This window comes from Mycolicibacterium gilvum (genome assembly GCF_900454025.1).
In the GTDB taxonomy this organism is placed as follows: domain Bacteria; phylum Actinomycetota; class Actinomycetes; order Mycobacteriales; family Mycobacteriaceae; genus Mycobacterium; species Mycobacterium gilvum.
Genome location: NZ_UGQM01000001.1, coordinates 3,062,926 through 3,083,979, shown reverse-complemented (window position 1 = coordinate 3,083,979; position 21,054 = coordinate 3,062,926). Strand labels below are relative to the sequence as shown.

Below are 21,054 nucleotides of genomic sequence, written 5' to 3'. Positions count from 1 at the left end.
CTCAGTCAACTCAATCTTTCCGACAGTCTCGCCAGCAGCTCGTCCTCGGCGAGGTCGTCGTACGTGTCGTCAGCCTCGTCGCTGATGACGTCCCCACCCTCGGTACCGGCGGTCTCGATTATCTCAGGAAGCACCGACGCCAAATAATCGGTGAGCGCCTCGACGGTCGGATAGTCGAACACGACCGACGCCGGCAGGGTCTCCCCGAGGCTTTCGCTCAGAGAACGCTGCAACGTTACGCTCATCAGCGAATCCATTCCGAACTGGAAGAAGCCGACGCCGGGATCGAGCGTGTGTGCCGAAGCCAGCCCCATGGCCGCCGCGACCTGCGAGATCACGAAATCGGTCAGCATGTCGCGGCGCTGTTCGGGGTCGCGGTCCTTCAGCTCCTGGCGAAACTTCGTGTCGCCGGTCAGGGCCGGTCCGGACGCCGCTGTGCCTTCTTCGGCCAGCAGATCGTCGAGGATGTGCAGCTGCGCGCGGGTGTGATACGCCGCGGCCAGCCGCGGCCAGTCCGCGGCCACGACCGTGCCCCGCACGGGGGCTTGCGGCCCCACGAACGCCTGCAGCGCGGTGATCGCGACCGCGTCGTCCATCGGCTCCAGCCCGGACTCGTGGGTGGCTTGGGCCTCGAAGCCGGTCTGCGCGTCGGCCAGCGACTTCCACAGACCCCAGTTGATCGCGCTCGCCGGCAGGCCCGCGGCGCGCCGGGCGAACGCGAAGGTGTCCAGGAATGTCGTCGTCGCCGCGTAGTGGGCCAGCCAGCGCGAGCCGAGAACCCCCGAGATCGACGAGAACAGCACGAACTGCTCGACCGGATGGCTCAGCGACAGCGTGTGCACGGCCGCGGCGGCATCCAGCTTCGGCCGGAACATCGCGACGACGTCCTCGTGGGTCATCTCCGCCAGCGTGACCGGGCCGCCGGCCATCGCGGCCAGGTACACGCCCTTTAGCGGCGGCAGGTCCGCGCCGAAGCGCTCGAACACCGGGCGCAGCGAGGACTCGTCGGACGCGTCGGCGGCCACGGTCACCACCGTCGTACCGGTCGCGGCCAGCCGCGCGGTGAGCTCGTCGAGCCGGGTGCCCGGGTTCCGGGACACCGCCACGACGGTCCCGGCGCCCATCGCTGCCAGCTGTTCGATCAGCCCGGGCCCGATGTTGCCGGTGGCGCCGATAACCAGGTGCGCACCGTCGCGCGCCAAGGTCGTGGGTCCGGTCGGTGCGGGCGGCAGCGCGTGCACCAGACGGGCTACGCGCCGGATCCCGGCGCGGTACACGACCTGATCCTCACCGTCGCCGGCGTGCGCCTCGGCCAGCGCCCACCGCGCCGCGACGACGGCCGGCACCGACGCGTCGACGTCGAGGACCCCGCCCCAGATCTCGGGGTGCTCCAGCGCCAGCGTCCGCCCCAGCCCCCACAGCACGGCCTGCGCCGGGTCGGCCCGATCCCCCGCCTCCACGGGCTGGGCGTTGCGGGTCAGCAGGAACAGCTTCGGCGGTGTCGGATCCTGCGCCGCGGCTCTGGCCAGCGCGCGGCCGGTCTCGAACAGCTCGTAGCCCAGCTCGTCGCTCGTCGACGGCGCATAGAGCACGTGGGTGGCGTCGGCCAGGTCGTCGGGGCCACCTGTGGTCACCGCCGCACCGAGACGGCGCATCTGGTCGGCCAGCGCATCGTCGCCGACCACCAGCCACTTCGCTGTGCCCTCTGGGTCATGGTGTGCAGCAAGGGGTTTGGCCGGCCACGTCAGTTCGCAGAACCACTCCGGCGGTACCGGGCTGCCCGCCGGAACGGCACCCGCGCGGACTCCCCCGCTGCGGCGCGCCGGCCGCACGTCGATCCAGTGCCGGGTGTGATGCCACGGCGTGGCGGGCAGCACCAGGTGCGGTTCGGGGCCGTGCGGGGTGTGCGGCGGGCGCGACGTGTGGGTCGCGTTCACGCTCGCGTGGAAGGCGACGGTGTCGTCGGCGTCGCGCGCCAGCGTGCCCACGACGAGGTGGTCCGCACCGTCGCCCAATGTGTCGCGGATCGACTGTCCGAGTGTCGGGTGCGGGCTGATCTCGACGAACGTGCCGTACTCGGTGGCCGCGGCCGACACGGCCTGGCTGAACCGGACCGGCTGCCGCACGTTGGACACCCAGTAGTCGGCGTCGAACTCCGGGGTCACGCCCGGATCGGTGACCGTCGACAGGAACGGCAGCGACGGGATGTTCGGGTCGACATCCGACAGCGCGGACCGGATGTCGTCGAGCACCGGATCCATCAGCGCGGTGTGCGACGCGACGACCATGTTGACGCGCCGGGCGAACGTGTTCAGCGAGGTGACCGTCGCGATCACCGCGTCGACCTCCTCCGGCAACCCCGCCACCACGGTCTGGTGCGGCGACAGGTAGCCGGCGATCTCCACGCTGGGATGCCCGCCGATCAGCGCCGCGCACTCGTCGGCGTCGACGTTGAGCAACGCGACCGCGCCCTGTCCGGCCAGCCGCGACATGATCGTCGACCGCGCCGCGATGACCTTCAGGCCGTCGGCGACATCGAGCGCCCCGGCGACCACGGCCGCGGTGACCTCACCCATCGAGTGCCCGATGACCGCGTCCGGATGGACCCCGTAGGAGCGCCACAGCTGCGTCAGGGCCAGCTGAACGCCCATCAGCACCGGCTGCACCTCGGCATCGCCGCTGACCTCGCGGCCGCCGGCGATCACGTCGCGCAGCGAGAAGCCGACGTGTTCGGCGAAGAGCGGCTCGATCTCGTCGAGCGCCTCGGCGAACACGGGTTCGTCGGCGAGAAGCCGCCGGGCCATGCCCGGCCACTGCGAACCCTGGCCGGAGTACACGAACACCGTCCCCGGCTTCGGGGTCGCCGTAGCCGCGGCGACGACGCCCGGCACGGTCTGCCCGGCCGCCAGCGCCGACAGCCCGGCGACGGCCTGTGCCTTGTCGCGGGCGGTCACGGTCGCGAAGCGGGGGTGCTGCGTGCGGTGGTGGTTGAGGGTGTGGGCCACCTCGGTCAGGGAGGCGTCGGTGCCGTCCATCCACACCGCGAGCGCCGCGGCGTGGGTCGCGATGCGCTCGGCCGACTTGCCGGACACCACCAGCGTGGTCACGGCGCCCTCGGGGGCCTCACCGGGAGTCGGCGGCAACACCGGCGCCTGCTCGATCACGACGTGGGCGTTGGTGCCCCCGAAACCGAACGACGAGATGCCCGCGCGGCGGGGCCGGCCTGCCGGTGCCCAGTCGGTGTGTTCGTCGATCACCCGCAGGCGCAGCTTGTCGAACGGGATGTGCGGGTTGGGGGTCTGCCAGCCGCGGTTGCCCGGGATCCTGTTGTGCTGCAACGCCAGCACCGCCTTCGCGAATCCGGCGATGCCGGCCGCGGCCTCCAGGTGCCCCAGGTTCGACTTGACCGCGCCGATCATCAGCGGCGCGTCGGCGGGACGGCCCTTGCCGAGCACGGTGCCCAGCGCGCGCGCCTCGATCGGGTCGCCGAGCAGCGTGCCCGTCCCGTGCGCCTCGACGTAGTCGACCTCGCGCGGGTTCACCCCGGCCGCGGCGTACGCGGCGCGCAGCACCGCGATCTGAGCCGACGGGTTCGGCGCCATCAGCCCGTTGGACCGGCCGTCCTGGTTGACCGCGGACCCGCGGATCACCGCGAGCACGCGGTCACCGTCGCGCTGGGCGTCGGACAGCCGCTTGAGCACCGCGACGCCGCAGCCCTCGCCGCGCACGAAGCCGTCGGCGCTCGCGTCGAACGCGTGGCACTGCCCCGTCGGCGACAGCGCCTCGGCCTGGTCGAGACCGCGGGTGCCCGCCGGGGACAACAGCAGGTTCACGCCGGCCGCCAGCGCCAGATCCGAGTCCCCGGTGCGCAGGCTCTGCGCGGCCAGGTGCACCGCGACCAGCGACGACGAGCACGCCGTGTCGATCGTGACCGACGGACCGCGCAGGTCGAAGAAGTACGAGACGCGGTTGGCGATGATGCTGATCGAACCGCCGGTGCCGTACCAGGCGTCGATGCCACCGAGGTCGGTCGCGCCCATCTGCGCGTAGTCACCGGCACTCGCGCCGGCGAACACGCCGGTGCGCGTCTCGGCGAGCGCGTCGGCCGCGATGCCCGCGTTCTCCAGCGCCTCGTGGGTGACCTCCAGCAGCAGCCGCTGCTGGGGATCCATCCGGGTCGCCTCGCGGGGCATGATCTCGAAGAACTCGGCGTCGAACGCGTCGAGGTCGCGCAGGTAGGAACCCCACCTGGTGGTCGCCGCCAGCGCCGCGGCCCCCTCGGGTGTGCCGTCGTTGAACCACGACCAGCGGTCCTCGGGCACCTCGCGCACCGACGACCGGCCCTCGGTCAGGAAATCCCAGTAGGCGTCGGGCCCCTCGATGTTGCCGTCGAGGTCGTCGCCGCCGGGCAGACGCAGGCCGAGCCCGATCACCGCGATCGGCTCGTCCATCCCGGCGGGCCGGGCGGCGCCACCGACCTCGATGGGCTCCACCTCACCGCCGGTCAGGAACTTCGCCAGCGAGTCCACGGTCGGGTACTGCCAGAAGTCGACCGGCGACACCGTGCGGCCGAGGTACTCCGAGAGCACACCGGTGAGCACCACCGCGTCGCGCGACCCCACGCCGAGGTCGTGCATGGACGCACCGCGCTCGATGTGCTCTGGACTGCACCCGTTGTTCGTGACCAGGTAGTCGATCAACCACCGACGAACAGCAGCCTCGTCGGAAGCAGAGGTCATGTAGTGGCGTCCAGACGGCTGAACGAGTCGTTGAGGTACAGCTGGACGCTGGACGCCCGGCGCACCTTGCCGCTGGTGGTCAGCGGCAGCGAGCCGGGTCCGACCAGCACGAAGTCCGACACGCGGACGCTGTGGGTCTGCGACACTGCCGCGGTGACCTGCTGGCGGACCGAGTCCAGCACCGATTGATCGAGCTGCTTCTTGAGCTCGGCGATCACGACCAGACGCTCACTGGCCTCATCGGGGACAGAGACCGCCGCGACGCGGCCGCCGGTGAACTCGGCAACCGTCGCCTCGATGTCGTCCGGGTAGTGGTTGCGGCCGTCGACGATCAGCAGATCCTTGATGCGACCGATGATGTAGAGCTCGTCGTCGAACATCACGCCGAGGTCGCCGGTGCGCAACCACGGACCCTTCGGCGTCCCGGCGCTCGGCTCGCTCAACTGCGCGGCGAACAGTTCCGACAGCTTCGGGTTGTGCCAGTAGCCGGCGGCGACGTGCTCGCCGTGCAGCCACACCTCGCCGATCTTGCCCGCGGGATTCTCGACGAGCGTGTCGGGATCGACCACCCGGGCCGTCGTCGAGCGCGGCGCGCCGCAGCTGATCAGCTCGGTGCCCGTGTCCTCGCTACAGATCTCGGCGTGCCCGGCGGCGAGCTTCTCGACGTCGAACCGGACCGCCGTCGGCGGGCGGCCGCCCGCCGACGCCGCGACGTACACCGTCGCCTCGGCCAGGCCGTAGGACGGCCGCATCGCGGAGTCCGGAAGGCCGAACGCGGCGAACCGCTCATTGAACCGGCGCACCGTCGAGCCGTGCACCCGCTCGGCCCCGTTGATCATCACGACGACCGTGCTGAGGTCCTTGCCGGCCATGTCCTCGTCGGAGGTGCGCTTGACGGCGAGTTCGAACGCGAAGTTCGGGGCCGCGGTGAACGCGCTCGGATTCGAGCCGAGCAGCTGCATCCAGCGGGACGGCTTCATCATGAACGCGACCGGGCTCATCAGCACCGCGGGCCGGCCCAGCATCATCGGGATGAACACCCCGACGATGAGGCCCATGTCGTGGTAGAAGGGCAGCCACGACACGATCGTGGTGTCCGCGGGCGGGCCGTCGGGATAGGCCTCGTAGTAGTCGGTCAGCAGCTGCTCGAGATTGACGACCACGTTCTTGTGGGTCACGACCACGCCGGCGGGGCTGCGCGTCGAACCTGAGGTGTACTGCAGGTAGGCGGTCTTGGGCAGCGACGCCGCGGGCGCCGGCTTCGGCGGCGAATCGAAGTCGAGGGTGTCGATCTCGAGGAATTTCGGCGGCCGCTGCTTCGGGTCGGCCTGGCCGTACCTGCGGACGTCCTCGACGACCGCGGAGGTCGTGAGCACGACGACCGGTGTCGAGTCGGCCATCGCGCCGGTGACGCGCTCGTCGTGGTGGCGGGTCTGCGGCATGGACAGCGGGACGGCGATGAAGCCGGCGGCCACCGCGCCGAGGAACCCGATGATGTACTCCAGGCTCTGCGGGGCCAGGATCACCGCGCGGTCGCCCGGCGAGCCGATCGTCGCGAGTTTCCCGGCGACGATCTGCACGCGCTCGTGCACCTCCGACCACGTCAGACTGTCGGTGACGCCGGCCGGGTCGGCCTCGTAGTCGACGAACGTGTACGCGATGTCGTCGGGCTGCTTCTCCGCGCGATCGGCCAGTACCGCGGGGATGGAGGCTTCGGTCAGCGCTGTCACACCAATCACTCCTTGTCCACACTCAAACCCGGCCGGAGGGCCCTCGATATGGTCCCCCTCACAGGCCGATTTGCGAAATCAGTTCTCGACGCTGTCGAACAGCGAGTCGAGCAGGCTGTCTCCCGAATCCTCCTCGGCTGCCTCCGCGACCGCCTGGGGCGCCACCTTCTCGGCGAGGTAGGCCGCAAGCGCCCCGATGGTCGGGTAATTCCACAGCATCGTCGCCGACAGCTCGATCCCGGCGAGCTTCTCCACCTCGCGCCGAATCGACATCGCCATCACCGAGTTGAGTCCCATCTCGGCCAGCGGACGGTCGGAATCGACCTCGTCGTCCCCGATCCGGAGCTCGACGGCCAGGATCGTGCGCAGACCGCTCTCCAGCTCGGAGACCACGTCGTCGGCCGACATCTGCGACCAGTCGCGCTCCGGTCCGGGCGCGGCGGCCTGATCGGTGTCCTCGTCGGCGTCCAGCGTCGGCGCCATCACCACGTGGGGGACGTCGAATCGGCTCGCGTACTCCCAGGCGGCGAAGGCCTCCGCCGGGGTGACCGGCCGTGACCCCTGGCGTTCCAGTTCGTCGATGACGACCTGGGCGTCGGATCCGAAGCCGAGTCCGCGCCACGCCACCCAGTCCAGGCTCGCCGTCACGCCACCCTCGCGGTGCCGTGCCCGGGCCAGTCCGTCGAGGTAGGCGTTGCCCGCGGCGTAGGCACCCTGCCCGGGCACACCGAACACGGTGCCCGCCGAGGCGGTCAGGTACAGGAAGTCGACGCTGTCGGTCGGGAACAGTTCGTGCAGCACCCGGGCGCCCGCGACCTTCGGCCACAGCGTGCGGCGCAACCGCTCGTCGTCGATGTCGGTGAGCAGCTGGCTGTCGGTGAGCCCGGCGCCGTGGATCACGCCGCGGATCGGCGGGGCGCCCTGCTCGTCGCGGCGGGTCAGCAGCGCCTCGACCGCGTCGCGGGAACCGATGTCGACGGGTGCGAGCTCGACGGCGACGCCACGCAGTTCCAGCGCCCGCACCGCGGCGATCTTGTCGCGGGCGTCCTTGTCGAGATCGTCGTCGTCCCACCGGCGCCGCGGCGGCAGAGCCGTCCGGCCGGCGAGGACCACGCGGCGTGCGCCCCGGTCGGCGAGCCACTCGGCCGTCACCAGGCCGAGTGCGCCCAGGCCGCCGGTGATCAGATAGGCGGCGTCGGGACGGCAGCGCAGGGGCTCGCGCACCGGGTCGGACGCGAGGGCCGCCAGCTCGGGGGCGAAGAACTCGCCGCCGCGCAGCGACAGGATCGACTTGGCCGCGACCGGCAGGACACCGGCGAGGGCTTTGGCAGTCTCGTCGAGGTCGGCGCCGGACGCGACGTCGACCAGCCCGCCCCACAGCTGCGGCTGCTCGGCGCCGACGACGCCGGCGAGACCCCACAAGCTGCTGTGCGGCAACGACTGCGCCGATTCGGCGTCCCGCACACCCTCGGTGAGGATCCACAGTCGCGGCTCGCCGGTGCCGGGGCGGTCGGCGAGTCGGGAGACCAGCGAAGCCACCTCGCCGCAGAGCCGGACCGTCGCATCGAGATCGTCACCGTCGGGGCCGGGTACGTACAGCACGCACTGCGCGGTGGCCTCGTCGGCGTCGGTGTATCCCGCGGCGGCGAGGCGCTCCCGCAGGGCGTCGGCGGTGGTGCCGGAGCCGACGACCGCGAGGGACGCGCCGGCCGGCGCAGTCTCGGACGGGGCCGTCCAGGGTCGCCAGGCGATCTCGTGGGCGACGCTGCGCGGATCGGCGGGCGCCGCCTCGGCGGGCCCTGCCTGCACGTCGACGTAGCGCAGGCCGACGATGTCGACGCGGGTGCTGTCGTTGGGGACGGTGACCGCGACGTCGAGCACCAGATCCTCGCCGGTGCCGGGGCGGCGCCGCACGGTGACGGTGCCCGAGGACGCCAGCAACTCACCGGTCGCGGTCAGGCTCTCCACCGCCGCCGGCACGAGGAGGCGGTCGTCGTTGATGTCGGCCAGGCGGGCGACCTGGACCGCGGCGTCGAGCAGCGCCACCGCGGACCCGTCCTGCCACCGCACCTCGGCGAGCACTCCGTCGCTCGTGGCGCGGCAGGTCTCGATGGACCACGGGAAGGGCTGCCCCTCCACGCCCCACCGGGACTGCAGCTCCTCGACCGTCGAGCGGTCGTAGTCGGTCGCGGCGGTGACGTCGACCGCGCCGGTGTCGGCGGGACGCGGCTGCGCGACCCGCGCGGTGGCATGGCGCACCCAGCGGTTGGCCGGGGCGTCGGCGTGGGGCGCCGAGGCCATCGTGATCGTGTCGCCGTGGGCGACGACCTGGATGACCTGCGGCTGGTCGACCACGACCGGCCGGTCGAACCGAATGTCGGCCAGCGCTGAGGCGCCCGACTCCGCCGCCGCGGCCGCCAGCGTGCGCAGCAGCACCGACATCGGGACCACCTCGACACCCTGGATGCGGTGGAACCCCGGGTACGGCTTCGCGTCGCGCACCAGCCGGGCCTGCCACAGATGGGTGGGCGGACTGGTGGCCACCGACGTCAGGTCGCCGAGCAGGGTGCCCGGTCGGGGCGCCGACGGGCCGCGACGGTCGACCTTCTTGTGCGCGACCCAGTGCCTGGTGTGGTGCCACGGCGTGGCGGGCAGGACCGGGTGTGGTTCCGGACCGTGGTCGCTGACCGGGGGTTTGGTCGTGAACGTGCTGTTGAGGTTCGTGTGGAACGACAAGGTCTCATCAGATGCCTCGTCGCCCTCGCTCCCCGTCTCGCGCAGCAGTGTGGGCACGCTGTGGTGATGGGTCGTGCCGAGCGTGTCGCTGATGCCGTAGGTCAACAGCGGGTGCGGGCTGACCTCGATGAACGTGCCGATCTCCGCCCCCGCGGCGGCCACCGCCTGCTCGAACCGCACCGGGTTGCGCAGGTTGTCCACCCAGTAGTCGGCGTCGAACACCGGCTCGGGACCGTCGTGCTCGCGCGTCGTGATCACGATCGGGATGTTGGGAGACACCGGGCGCAGACCGCTCAGCGCCTCGCGCAGCTCGGGCAGGATCGGGTCGATCGTCGGGTGGTGCGATGCCACGTCGACCTCGATGCGGCGTGCCAGCCGGTCCTGCGCGGACACCGCGGCGATCACGGCGTCCACCTGGTCGGGCGGACCCGCGATCACGGTCTGGCGCGGCGAGGCGTACACCGCGAGCGTCACGTCCGGGTAGTCGGCGATCAACGCGGTCGCGGCGTCGGGATCGAGTTCGATGAGCGCCATCGCTCCCTGACCGGACAGCCGCGACATCAGCTTCGACCGGGTCGCGATCACCTTGAGCCCGTCGGCGACCGACAGCGCGCCGGCGACGACCGACGCGGCGACCTCACCCATCGAATGTCCGATGACGGCGTCGGGGTGCACGCCGTAGGCGCGCCACAGTTCGGTCAGCGCCAGCTGCATGCCGACCAGCACCGGCTGGATGCGGTCGATGCCGGTGACGGTCTCGCCGCCGGCGAGGATCTGCTGCAGCGAGAAACCGACCTGTTCGACGAAGACCGGTTCCAGCTCGGCGACGGCCGCGGCGAACGCCGGCTCGTCGGCCAGCAGCCGCCGGCCCATGCCGGTCCACTGCGCGCCCTGGCCGGAGTAGACGAACACCTTGCCGGGCCGGCACGAGCCCTGATGCGGGGGGACGACTCCCGGGGCGGTGTGTCCCGCCGCGAGCGCCTGCAGGCCGGCCAGCGCGCCCGCCCGGTCCCGCGTGCAGACCGTCGCGAACTTCGAGTGCTGGGCCCGGTGGTGGTTCAGCGAGTGGGCGACCTGGTCCAGGGGGACGTCGGCCCCGTCACCGGCCAGCCACTCGGCGAGCATGCCCGCGGTCGTCGCGATGCGCGGCGCCGACTTACCGGCCACGACGAGCGTCGTGACAGGTGACGCCGCAGCGGGCGCGACGTCGGTGTCCTCGGCGGGCGTCGGGTCGGGCGCCTGCTCCAGGACGACGTGGGCGTTGGTGCCGCCGAAACCGAACGACGACACCCCGGCCACCCGCGGGCGGCCGACGGGCTCCCAGTCGGTGACCTCGTCGACGACCTTCAGCCGGAGGTTGTCGAACGGGATGTGCGGGTTGGGTGACTGGTAGTCGAGGTTGGCCGGGATCCGGCCGCGCTGCAGCGCGAGCACCGTCTTGGCGAATCCGGCGATCCCGGCGGCCGCCTCGGTGTGCCCGAGATTGGACTTGATCGCCCCGATCAGCAGCGGCGCGTCGGCGGCGCGGCCGCGGCCCAGCACGCTGCCCAGGGCACGGGCCTCGATCGGGTCGCCGAGCAGCGTCCCGGTGCCGTGCGCCTCGATGTAGTCGACCTCGCGGGGTTCGACGCCCGCGGCGGCATACGCCGAGCGCAGCACCGACATCTGGGCCGCCGGGTTCGGCGCCATCAGCCCGTTGGACCGGCCGTCCTGGTTGACCGCGGACCCGCGGACCACGGCGAGCACGCGGTCCCCGTCGCGCTGGGCGTCGGACAGCCGCTTGAGCACCGCGACACCACAGCCCTCGCCGCGCACGAAACCGTCCGCGCGCGAGTCGAAGGCATGGCAGCGGCCGGACTTCGACATGGCCTCGGCCTGGTCGAAGCTGCGTGTCACGGCCGGCGACAGGATGACGTTCACCCCGCCGGCCAGCGCCACGTCGGAGTCCCCGCTGCGCAGGCTCTGGCACGCCAGGTGGATCGCCACCAGCGACGACGAGCACGCGGTGTCGATCGTGACCGACGGGCCGCGCAGGTCGTAGAAGTACGACACGCGGTTGGCGATGATGCTCAGCGCCCCACCGGTGCCGGAGTACGCGTTGACCTCGGCGAGATCCTTGGACGCCATCACGGCGTACTCGCCGAGGCAGGCGCCGACGAACACGCCGGTCTGGGTGTGGCGCAACACGTCAGGGCGGATCCCGGCGTGCTCGAGAGCCTCGTGGGTCACCTCCAGCAGCAGCCGCTGCTGGGGGTCCATCTTGTCGGCCTCGCTGGGCGAGATCTCGAAGTAGTCCGCGTCGAACTCGTCGATCTCGGAGAGGTAGGAGCCCCAACGGGTGGTGTGGGCCAGCGCGGCCGCGCCCTCGGGAGAGCCGTCGTCGTACCAGGACCACCTGGTCGGGGGCACCTGGCTGACCGCCGAGCGGCCCTGCGCGAGGAACTCCCAGAGGTCGTCGGGACCGTGGATGTCGTCGCCGCCGCCGGGGAACCGGACGCCCAGGCCGACGACGGCGATCGCGTCGTCGGACACCCGCCGGATGGGCGACACCTCCGCGACGGCCTCGACCTCACCGCCGGTCAGGAACCGGGCCAGCGCGTTGATCGTCGGGTACTGCCAGAACTCGACCGGGGACACGGTTCGGCCCAGCAACTCCGACAGCTCTCCGGTGAGCACGACGGCGTCGCTGGATCCGACGGCGAGATCGTTCAGTGGTGCATCGAAGTCGATCTCATCAGGACTACATCCGATGTTGGTGACCAGATAGTCGACCAACCAGTTCCGAATGGCGTCCTCGTCGAACGCAGAGGTCATGTGGTGACGTCCAGGCGGCTGAACTCGTCGAGGCGGTAGCGGTCCGCACAGGCCGAGCGCCGGATCTTGCCGCTGGTGGTGATCGGGATGGAACCGGGTGCGACGAGCACCAGGTCGGCGACGCGCACGCTGTGCGACCGTTTGATCGCCGAGGCGACCTCACGCTTGACCGCGCGCAGCTTGTCGAGGGCCTCGGCCTCCGAGCCGCCCTTCTTCTTCATCTCGACGATCGCCACCAGTTGCTCGCTAGTGTCCTCCAGGACCGACACCGCGGCGACCCGGCCGCCGGTGATCTCCTGGATCGTGGCCTCGATGTCGTCCGGGTAGTGGTTGCGTCCGTCGACGATCAGCAGGTCCTTGATGCGGCCGATGATGAACATCTCGCCTTCGGACATCACACCGAGGTCGCCGGTGCGCAGCCAGGTGCCCACCGGGGTGCCCGGGGTCGGGTCGGCGATCTCGCCGCCGAAGGTGCGCTCGGTCAACTGCGGGTTGCGCCAGTAACCCATCGCGACCTGCTCGCCGTGCACCCAGATCTCACCGATCTTGCCGTCCGGATTCTCCATCCGGGTCTCCGGATCGACGATGCGGACGGTCGACGACCGCGGGGCGCCGTAGCTGACCAGCTCGGTGCCCGATTCGGTGCCACACCGTTCGGCATGGCCGGCCGAGAGCTTCTCGTAGTCGAAGCGCACGGTGGCCGGCTTGTGGCCGGTGGGTGCGGAGATCACGTACAGCGTGGCCTCGGCCAGGCCGTAGGACGGACGCACCGTGAAGTCGGGCAGGTTGAACTGCGCGAAGCGCTCGTTGAACCGGCGGATCGTCGCGGAGTGGATGCGCTCGCTACCGCTGATGATGCCCAGCACGTCACCGAGATCGAGGCCGGCCATGTCGGCGTCGGAGGTCCGGCGCACGGACAGCTCGAACGCGAAGTTCGGAGCGGCCGACCAGGAGTGCGTGTTCAGCGCGAGCTGCTGGATCCAGCGGGCCGGCTTCTGCAGGAACGCGACCGGGCTCATCAGGATGGCGGGGCGGCCCCACTTGCCGTCGGGCCCGTCCGGCGGGCACAGCAGCGTCGCGAACACACCCTGGATCAGACCCATGTCGTGGTAGAAGGGCAGCCACGACACCATCGTGGTGTCCTGCGGGGGCACGCCACCGCGGTGCGACATGTAGTCGGTGAAGATCTGCTCGAGGTTCGCGATGACATTGCGGTGCGTCATGATCACGCCGGCGGGCGCGCGCGTCGACCCGGAGGTGTACTGCAGGTAGGCGGTCTTCGGCAGCGGTCCGACGTTGATCTCGACGGTGCGCGGGGAATCGAAGTCGAGCGCGTCGACCTCCACCACGACCGGCGAGATGCCGCCGGGCAGTCCTCCGACGTAGGTCATGATGTCGTTGACGACCGCGGAGGTGGTCAGCACCGCGACGGGCTGGCAGTCGCGCAGCGCGCCGTTGACCCGCTCGTCGAGCTGGCCGAGTGCGGGAACCGGGAGCGGCACGGCGATGAAGCCCGCCGCCATCGCCCCGTAGAAGGCGATGATGTACTCCAGGCCCTGCGGGGCGAGGATCGCGGCGCGGTCGCCCTTGACGCCGTGGCGCAGCAGTTCCTCGGCGACCACCTGGACGCGGTGGTGCATCTGGGCCCAGGTGAGGCTCTCGGCGAAGCCTGCGGGGTCGACGTCGTAGTCGATGAAGGTATAGGCCACATCGTCGGGCTGCGTACGCGCCCGCTCGGCCAGCAAGCCAGGAATGGTCGACTCAAGCAACGGCATGGCGACGTCGTCCTTTCACTATCTCCTGTGTCCCGGCTTCATTGCCGTGGATGGCAATCCAGTTCACAGCTCTAGGGCCGCGCATTCCCCCGCTCGCCCGAAGGCTAACACCGGGCCGTGGGAAATGTTGTGCAATCCAACGAAGGATTAGACCACGAGTTGCTTGCCAGAGGGAAGCGAGCCGATCGAGGCCAATTTCGCTAAAAGAGTATCGGCGAGCGTGGCCAACTCGTTACTCAGCGCCTGCGCACCGTTTTGCCACAAATTGCAAGAGCCCACATAGTTAGTAGGTTTTATGTTGCTCAGGGGTGTGACTGCCAGCTACGCGAGTTGGCGTCCGCAGCCACCGAACGCAGTGCTCCGGTCATCTTGACGCGGCCGTAAGGGGTTTGCCAGAATCGCACGTTCGCGTCAATTTCCGATCTGACCCCTCAGTAAGGAGCAGGTCCGACGGGGTCTCGCCGAAGCGCTCCGCCAAGTCACATGCGCACCAGAAGATGTGCTCACTAGATAGCTGGGCGCTGTGACGATGTGGCGAATCCCACAGCGGAGAAAAGCTACTCGCGCAGGCTCGACCAGACCTTCTGCTCGATGTCGGGCACCACGTCGTCGAGGTGATCGTTCAGGTAGAAATGATGCCCCTTGAAATCACGGGCGGTGAAACCGGCCGAGGTCCGCCCGGCCCACGGCATCACCTTGTCGGCGGTCGCGATCTCGTCGTCGTCCCCGTAGTACGCGTGGATGGGGCACGACAGCGTGACGTCCGGTGGGCAGGTGTAGTTCGCGATCGCCTTGAGCCCCCGCAGCGTCGGCAGGATCGCCGCGGCGAACTCGGGGTTCTTCATGAACTCCGGATCGGCGCCGGTGATCGTGGTGACGGCCGCCAGCAGGCCCTCGTCGGTGTCGGGGATGTCGTCGTAGCCGACGAGCCCCGGCGCGGCCACCGCGGACACGAACAGCGCCGAGATCGGCCGGCCCGCATCCTCGAACCGCCGGGCGACCTCGAACGCGAGCAGCCCGCCCATGCTGTGTCCGAAGAAGAAGACAGGCGGTCCGTTCACGCCCCCGTCCGCGTGCGGCGACACCATCTTCACGATCTCGTCGGCGACGTCGGGCAGGCTCGTGAACGAGCCGAAGTCCTGCTTGCCGCCCTGCCTCGGGTACTGCACGGCGGTCCGCTTGATGTCGGTCGAGAAGGTCTTCGCGAACGGCACGTAGTACTGCGGCGTTCCGCCGGCGTGGGGGAAGATGAACAGCTTCGGCTGCACCCCTGCCTCACCTTTCATGTCGGTCACCCTATCGCCCGTCAGGCGAACGCCTCGACAGGCGGGCACGAGCACACCAGGTTCCGGTCGCCGTAGGCGCCGTCGATGCGCCGCACCGGCGGCCACACCTTGGGCCGGAATCCCTTCCCGAGCGGGTAGGCGGCCTGCTCACGCGTGTACGGATGGGTCCACTCCTCGACCAGCAGGGACTCCGCCGTGTGCGGGGCGCCGCGCAGCGGATTGTCGTCCACCGGCCACTCCCCCGACCCGACCCTGTCGATCTCGGCGCGGATCGCGATCATCGCGTCGCAGAACGCGTCGATCTCGGACAGCGACTCGCTTTCGGTCGGCTCGACCATCAGGGTGCCCGCGACCGGGAAGCTCATGGTCGGGGCGTGGAAGCCGTAGTCGGCCAGCCGTTTGGCGACATCGTCGACGGTCACGCCGGTGGCCTTGGTGATGCCGCGCAGGTCGAGGATGCACTCGTGGGCCACCATGCCGTTCTCTCCGGTGTAGAGCACCGGGTAGTACTCATCGAGACGGCGCGCGATGTAGTTGGCCGACGCGATCGCCACGAGCGTCGCCGATCGCAGCCCGGCCGCACCCATCATCCGGATGTAGGCCCACGTGATCGGCAGGATCGACGCCGAGCCGTACGGCGCGGCCGACACGGTGTGGTCGTCGGACAGCTCCGCGGCGAGCGGATGCCCCGGCAGGTACGGCGCCAGATGTGCACGCACCGCCACCGGGCCGACGCCGGGGCCGCCGCCACCGTGCGGGATGCAGAACGTCTTGTGCAGGTTGAGGTGGCTGACGTCGCCGCCGAACCGGCCGGGCCGGGCGAGACCGACGAGCGCGTTGAGGTTCGCGCCGTCGACGTACACCTGGCCGCCCGCGTCGTGCACCGCCGCGCAGATGTCGGCGATGTCGTGCTCGTACACCCCGTGCGTCGACGGATAGGTGATCATCAGCGCCGACAGCCGGTCGGCGTGCTCGGTGACCTTCGCGCGGAGGTCGTCGAGGTCGACGTCGCCGTTCGCGCGGCACGCCACGACGACGACCTTCATGCCGACCATCGCCGCCGACGCGGCGTTGGTGCCGTGCGCGCTGGACGGGATCAGGCAGACCGTGCGCCCCGAGTCACCGCGCGCGCGGTGATAGGCCTGGATGGCCAGCAGGCCCGCGTACTCGCCCTGGGACCCGGCGTTGGGCTGCAACGAGATCTCGTCGTAGCCGGTGATGCCGGTCAACCAGGACTGCAGGTCGGCGATCAGCCGTCGCAGCCCCGGGGTGTCCGAGGCGGGGGCGAACGGATGCTGGCGGCCGAACTCGGCCCACGTGATCGCCTCCATCTCCGCGGCGGCGTTCAGCTTCATCGTGCAGGACCCGAGCGGGATCATGCTGCGGTCGAGCGCGATGTCCTTGTCGGCCAGCGACCGCAGATACCGCATCATCGACGTCTCGGTGCGGTAGTCGGAGAACGCCGGATGGGTCAGGAACTCCGAGGTCCGGGTCGCGACGGTCGGGCCCGCGAAGTCGGTGCCCGACGGAGCCGCACCGAACGCGGCCAGTACGTCGGCGACGTGCTCGGCAGTGGTGGCCTCGTCGCAGGCGACCGACACGTGGTCGGCGTCGACGGCCCACACGTTGATCCCGCGCTCCTTGGCCGCCGCGCGCACCTCGTCGGCGCGGCCAGCCACGTGCGCGAGCACGGTGTCGAAGAAGCTGTCGTGCACCACCTCGACTCCGGCGTCCGCCAGTCCCGCCGCCAGCGCGCGGGCGTGACCGTGCACGCGCTGCGCGATCCCGCGAAGTCCGTCGGGGCCGTGGTAGCTCGCGTACATCGCGGCGAGAACGGCCAGCAGCACCTGCGCGGTGCAGATGTTGCTCGTCGCCTTGTCGCGGCGGATGTGCTGCTCGCGGGTCTGCAGGGCCAGCCGGTAGGCGCGCGAACCGTCCGCGTCCACCGAGACGCCGACGAGACGGCCCGGCAGCTGGCGGGCATGCTTGGAATGCACGGCCAGGTATCCGGCGTGCGGGCCGCCGAATCCCATCGGGACGCCGAAGCGCTGGGTCGTGCCGAACGCGACGTCGGCGCCGATCTCGCCGGGCGGGGTGATCATCGTCGCGGCCAGCAGGTCGGCGCCGACCGCCACCAGGGCGCCGCGCTCGTGCGCCTGCTCGACCAGTGCACTCCAGTCGTGGACCACGCCACTGGCGCCGGGAAGCTGGACGATCACGCCGAAGAAGTCGCCGTCGGGCAGGCCCTGACGGAGGTCGGCCGTCACGATCTCGATGCCCAGCGGCTCGGCCCGGGTCGCCAGGATCGCGGCCGTCTGCGGATAGACGTCCGCGTCAACCGCCAGCCGGGTGGCCGGCCCGCGCACGGCGCGGTGCATCAGCGTCATCGCCTCGGCGGCGGCGGTGCCCTCGTCGAGCATCGACGCGTTGGCGACCTCGAGGCCGGTCAGGTCGGTCACCATCGTCTGGAAGTTGAGCAGGGCTTCGAGTCGGCCCTGGCTGATCTCGGGCTGATACGGCGTGTAGGCCGTGTACCAGGCCGGGTTCTCGATGATGTTGCGGCGCAACACCGGCGGGGTCAGCGTGTCGTAATAGCCCTGGCCGATCATCGACACCGCGACGGTGTTGGACTGCGCCAGCGCACGCAGTTCGGCCAGCGCCTCGTGCTCGGTGGCGGCGGCGGGCAGGTGTTCCAGACCCGGCGCGACGCCGTCGGTGGAGAGCCTGTCCAGAATGACGTCCGGTAGCGCCTTGGCCGCGAGTTCGTCGAGTGACGGCACGCCGATGGTGTTCAGCAGCGTCTCGACGGCCTGGTCATCCGGTCCGATGTGCCTGTCGACGAAGCGCAGGACGGACGGGGAGGGAGTCTGATCGGGCACGAGGGGGCATCTCCAGGGGGCGCAGACGACTACGGGTCCCTCCCCCTCTGTCGTCGGCCCGATCGGGGCTGCCTGAGAGATTCGGTTCGCGCCGCACGCCGGCGAGCGGGACCTTTCCCCATGGGCGGGTGCGGTGCACCGCTTTCCAGAGGCATCGGGGCCCGGCGCGGTCCTGGGTGCCTGAGAGGTTGACGGAGAGGTGTTGCTCCTTCGGCGTCCGTGGCTGGTGGCCACGAAACTCTCCCGCGCAAGGGCGATGCGGGTGAGAGTCTACCCGCACGCCGCCGTGCTAGCCGACTACTGCTGTCTGATCGGCTCAGCCGATCTTGCGGTCGCGGTGCTTGCGCCTCGACGCCAGCTCGTCCTCCGGCGCCGAGATCGACTCGCCGCCGTCGGCGCGTTCGCCCGGGAAGTCGGCGATGGCCCCGGTCAGCTCCCGCATCGCACCCGACACGGCGATGCCGAACACACCCTGACCGCCCTGCAGCAGGTCGACGACCTCTTCGGCCGAGGTGCACTCGTAGACGGTGGTGCCGTCGGAGAACAGGGTGATGTTGGCCAGATCCTGGACACCGCGCTGGCGCAGGTGATCCACGGCGACGCGGATGTTGTGCAGCGAGATACCGGTGTCGAGCAGGCGTTTCACGATCTTGAGGACGAGGATGTCCTTGAAGGAGTACAGCCGCTGGCTACCCGATCCGGCGGCACCGCGAATCGACGGGACCACCAGTGAGGTGCGGGCCCAGTAGTCGAGTTGGCGGTAGGTGATGCCGGCGATCTGGCACGCGCTGGGTCCTCGGTAGCCGACGAGTTCGTCCGGGACGGAGTCGTCGGGGAAGAGGCCGCCCTGCACGGGCTCGCTGACCGCCTGGGGCTGGCCCTCCGTCTCGGTGGTGCCCGTGCCGGAGTCTGTGCCGGAATCTGTGGTCAGGTCCAGCTGCCCCTGGCGTGGCGTGTCGCCCACTTGTCGAATCCTCTCGCCGATCGAACCCGCGTCCTTGACCTGCGTGGGCGCGCTCAACCGCTGGCTACACCCTGCCCGAACCTTGTTCGAGCATACGCTTGAGGGCGTGTCCGTGACTGCCCGTCGGGACCAAGTATGGCTGCCGGATTCGATGTTTGAGAAAACCCGCCGCGCGTGTCGAACCCGACGAGACGCATCCGTGACCAAGCCTGTCAGGGGCCGGTCGGGTCGCGCTCAGGTGGCCTTGAAGTCGTCGGGAGACACGCTGTCGAGGAACTCCTTGAACTTCTCGACCTCGTCCTCGCGCACCCCGCCGGTGGACTCCTCGTCGCTCTCGTCGGGGATCAGCAGACCGGCCTCGGCCAGCACGGCTTCCTCGACGTAGATCGGAACGCCCACGCGCAGCGCGATCGCGACCGAGTCCGACGGTCGCGCCGACACCTTGATGTCACGGTCGAAGACCAGGTCGGCGTAGAACGTGCCCTCCTGCAGATCCACGATCCGCACCTCTTTGAGCGAATGACCAAGCGCAGCAATGACATCGCGGAACAGGTCGTGGGTCATCGGGCGCAGCGGCTCGACGCCCTGCTGTTCGAGCGCGATCGCGGCGGCCTCGGACTGCCCGATCCAGATCGGCAGATACCGGTCGCCGTTGGACTCCCGCAACAACAGGACTGGCTGGTTCTGGGGCGGTTCCACGCGGATACCGATCACACGAACCTCACCCATGTGCCTACCCTCCGCACGCCGACGAACCCGTCAGCGCGAGTCTAGTCCTCAGCGATCCAGAACGTCGCGCACGGCCGACTTGATCAACGACGTGTGCAACGTGATCGCGAGTGCGGCGACCTCACGGGCGAGATCGTCGGCGCGGTCGCGCGCGCCGGCCTTTCCGCCCTTGCCGACCGGGCCGGCGATCTGCGCGATCAGATCGGACTGTCGGTCCGCCGCCGACCGGAACGCCCTGAGATGACGTGGTTCGACGCCGTAGTCGGCCAGCGCGCGGGCGCACTGGGCGATCACCACGGAATGCTCGTCGAACAGCGTGGTCCCGGCGCCCTTGAAGATCGGGGTGATCACCCCGGCCCTGATCAGCGACGTCAGCAGGTCGTCGCTGACGCCGGAACGTTCGAGCAGGTCATCGCGGCTGAGCCGGACCTGCGCCGGCGACGGGGCGGGCGCCGGCTCCGACGCCGTCTGCTGGCCCACCGACACCAGCCGGGGCGTCCCGTACGGCGACACCGTCTGCGGCAACTCGCCGTCCGGCAGCGCGTCGAGCTGTGACTTGATCACCTTCAGCGGAAGGTAGTTGTCCCGCTGCGCGGTCAGGATGAAGCGCAGCCGCGCACAGTCGTAGGCGGTGAACCGCCGGTATCCGGACGCGGTGCGCTCCGGTGTCACCAGCCCTTCGGCTTCCAGGAAACGGATCTTGGAGATCGTGACGTCCGGGAAATCGGCACGCAGAAGGTCCAGCACGACCCCGATCGACATCCCGCTCGGTCCGGGTGTGTCGGGTTGGGTCATCGAAGCGTCCCGCGGGCTCGTCGTAACGGATGGGCGGCGTGGCGGCGGTCAGCCGTTGGCGCCGTCGTCACCCTTCGGCCCGGTCAGGAACACCAGGCGGAACTTGCCGATCTGCACCTCGTCGCCATTGGCGAGCACCGCCGAGTCGACGGGTTCACGGTTGACGTACGTGCCGTTGAGGCTGCCCACGTCGACGACCTGGAACTCGCCACTCTCGAGTCGGAACTCGGCGTGGCGACGGCTCACGGTGACGTCGTCGAGGAAGATGTCGCTGTCGGGGTGCCTGCCCGCCGACGTGGTCGGTTGATCCAGCAGGAACCGGGATCCGGCGTTGGGGCCGCGTTTGACGACCAGCAGTGCCGAACCGGCCGGAAGTCCTTCCACTCCCGAGACCGCGCTGTCGCCGCCTGCGGCGGGCGGAGCGTCGAGCTCGTTGAGGAAGTCGGCGCGGAACACCGATGTGGTCTCCACAGTGACTTCGTCAGAGTCGCCCCCAGAGTTGAAGTCCTTGTCCGTCACCCGCTGCTCCTCACTGGCTGCTGTGGCGATAAGCGGTCGGGCTCCAGCCGTCACGCCGCTGGTGTCGACCGTACCGCGCATCCGACCA

General features: G+C 70.2%; 10 protein-coding genes and 2 riboswitches. All 10 genes read right to left on the bottom strand.

All coding sequences use genetic code 11. The features are described from left to right. Positions 1-5: 5 nt before the first annotated feature. On the bottom strand, positions 6-4,739 hold the full coding sequence (locus DYE23_RS14580) for a type I polyketide synthase (protein WP_011894253.1): 4,734 nt from the start codon (positions 4,737-4,739) through the stop codon (positions 6-8). Then, positions 4,736-6,469: an AMP-binding protein gene (locus tag DYE23_RS14575; RefSeq protein ID WP_115327481.1), complete on the bottom strand. Its 1,734-nt coding sequence runs from the start codon at positions 6,467-6,469 to the stop codon at positions 4,736-4,738. Before DYE23_RS14575 ends, DYE23_RS14580 begins: the two co-directional genes overlap by 4 nt. A 78-nt stretch (positions 6,470-6,547) precedes the next feature. Beyond that, positions 6,548-12,019 carry a type I polyketide synthase gene (locus DYE23_RS14570; RefSeq protein WP_115327480.1) on the bottom strand — a complete coding sequence of 1,824 codons (5,472 nt, stop codon included), beginning with the start codon at positions 12,017-12,019 and terminating at the stop codon, positions 6,548-6,550. Then, entirely contained in the window at positions 12,016-13,794 is a 1,779-nt protein-coding gene (locus DYE23_RS14565; protein ID WP_011894256.1) for an AMP-binding protein, read from the bottom strand. Before DYE23_RS14565 ends, DYE23_RS14570 begins: the two co-directional genes overlap by 4 nt. Before the next feature lie 557 nt (positions 13,795-14,351). Next, positions 14,352-15,080 carry a thioesterase II family protein gene (locus DYE23_RS14560; protein ID WP_011894257.1) on the bottom strand — a complete coding sequence of 243 codons (729 nt, stop codon included), beginning with the start codon at positions 15,078-15,080 and terminating at the stop codon, positions 14,352-14,354. 20 nt (positions 15,081-15,100) lie between these two features. Beyond that, on the bottom strand, positions 15,101-17,959 hold the full coding sequence (gene gcvP / locus DYE23_RS14555; RefSeq protein WP_115327479.1) for an aminomethyl-transferring glycine dehydrogenase: 2,859 nt from the start codon (positions 17,957-17,959) through the stop codon (positions 15,101-15,103). Positions 17,960-17,996: 37 nt separating this feature from the next. Next, a riboswitch (glycine riboswitch) is annotated at positions 17,997-18,116 on the bottom strand. Then, positions 18,117-18,215: riboswitch (glycine riboswitch) on the bottom strand. It abuts the riboswitch before it with no gap. A gap of 60 nt (positions 18,216-18,275) precedes the next feature. Further along, on the bottom strand, positions 18,276-18,923 hold the full coding sequence (locus tag DYE23_RS14550; protein WP_099961719.1) for a MerR family transcriptional regulator: 648 nt from the start codon (positions 18,921-18,923) through the stop codon (positions 18,276-18,278). Between the two features lie 234 nt (positions 18,924-19,157). Then, positions 19,158-19,652 carry a bifunctional nuclease family protein gene (locus tag DYE23_RS14545; RefSeq protein WP_011894260.1) on the bottom strand — a complete coding sequence of 165 codons (495 nt, stop codon included), beginning with the start codon at positions 19,650-19,652 and terminating at the stop codon, positions 19,158-19,160. Positions 19,653-19,700: 48 nt separating this feature from the next. Continuing rightward, complete coding sequence (gene ftsR / locus DYE23_RS14540; protein WP_011894261.1) at positions 19,701-20,447, bottom strand: transcriptional regulator FtsR; 747 nt, start codon at positions 20,445-20,447, stop codon at positions 19,701-19,703. Between the two features lie 48 nt (positions 20,448-20,495). Further along, positions 20,496-20,966, bottom strand: coding sequence for a glycogen accumulation regulator GarA (gene garA, locus DYE23_RS14535; protein ID WP_013471686.1), 471 nt, complete (start codon positions 20,964-20,966; stop codon positions 20,496-20,498). Positions 20,967-21,054: the final 88 nt, after the last annotated feature.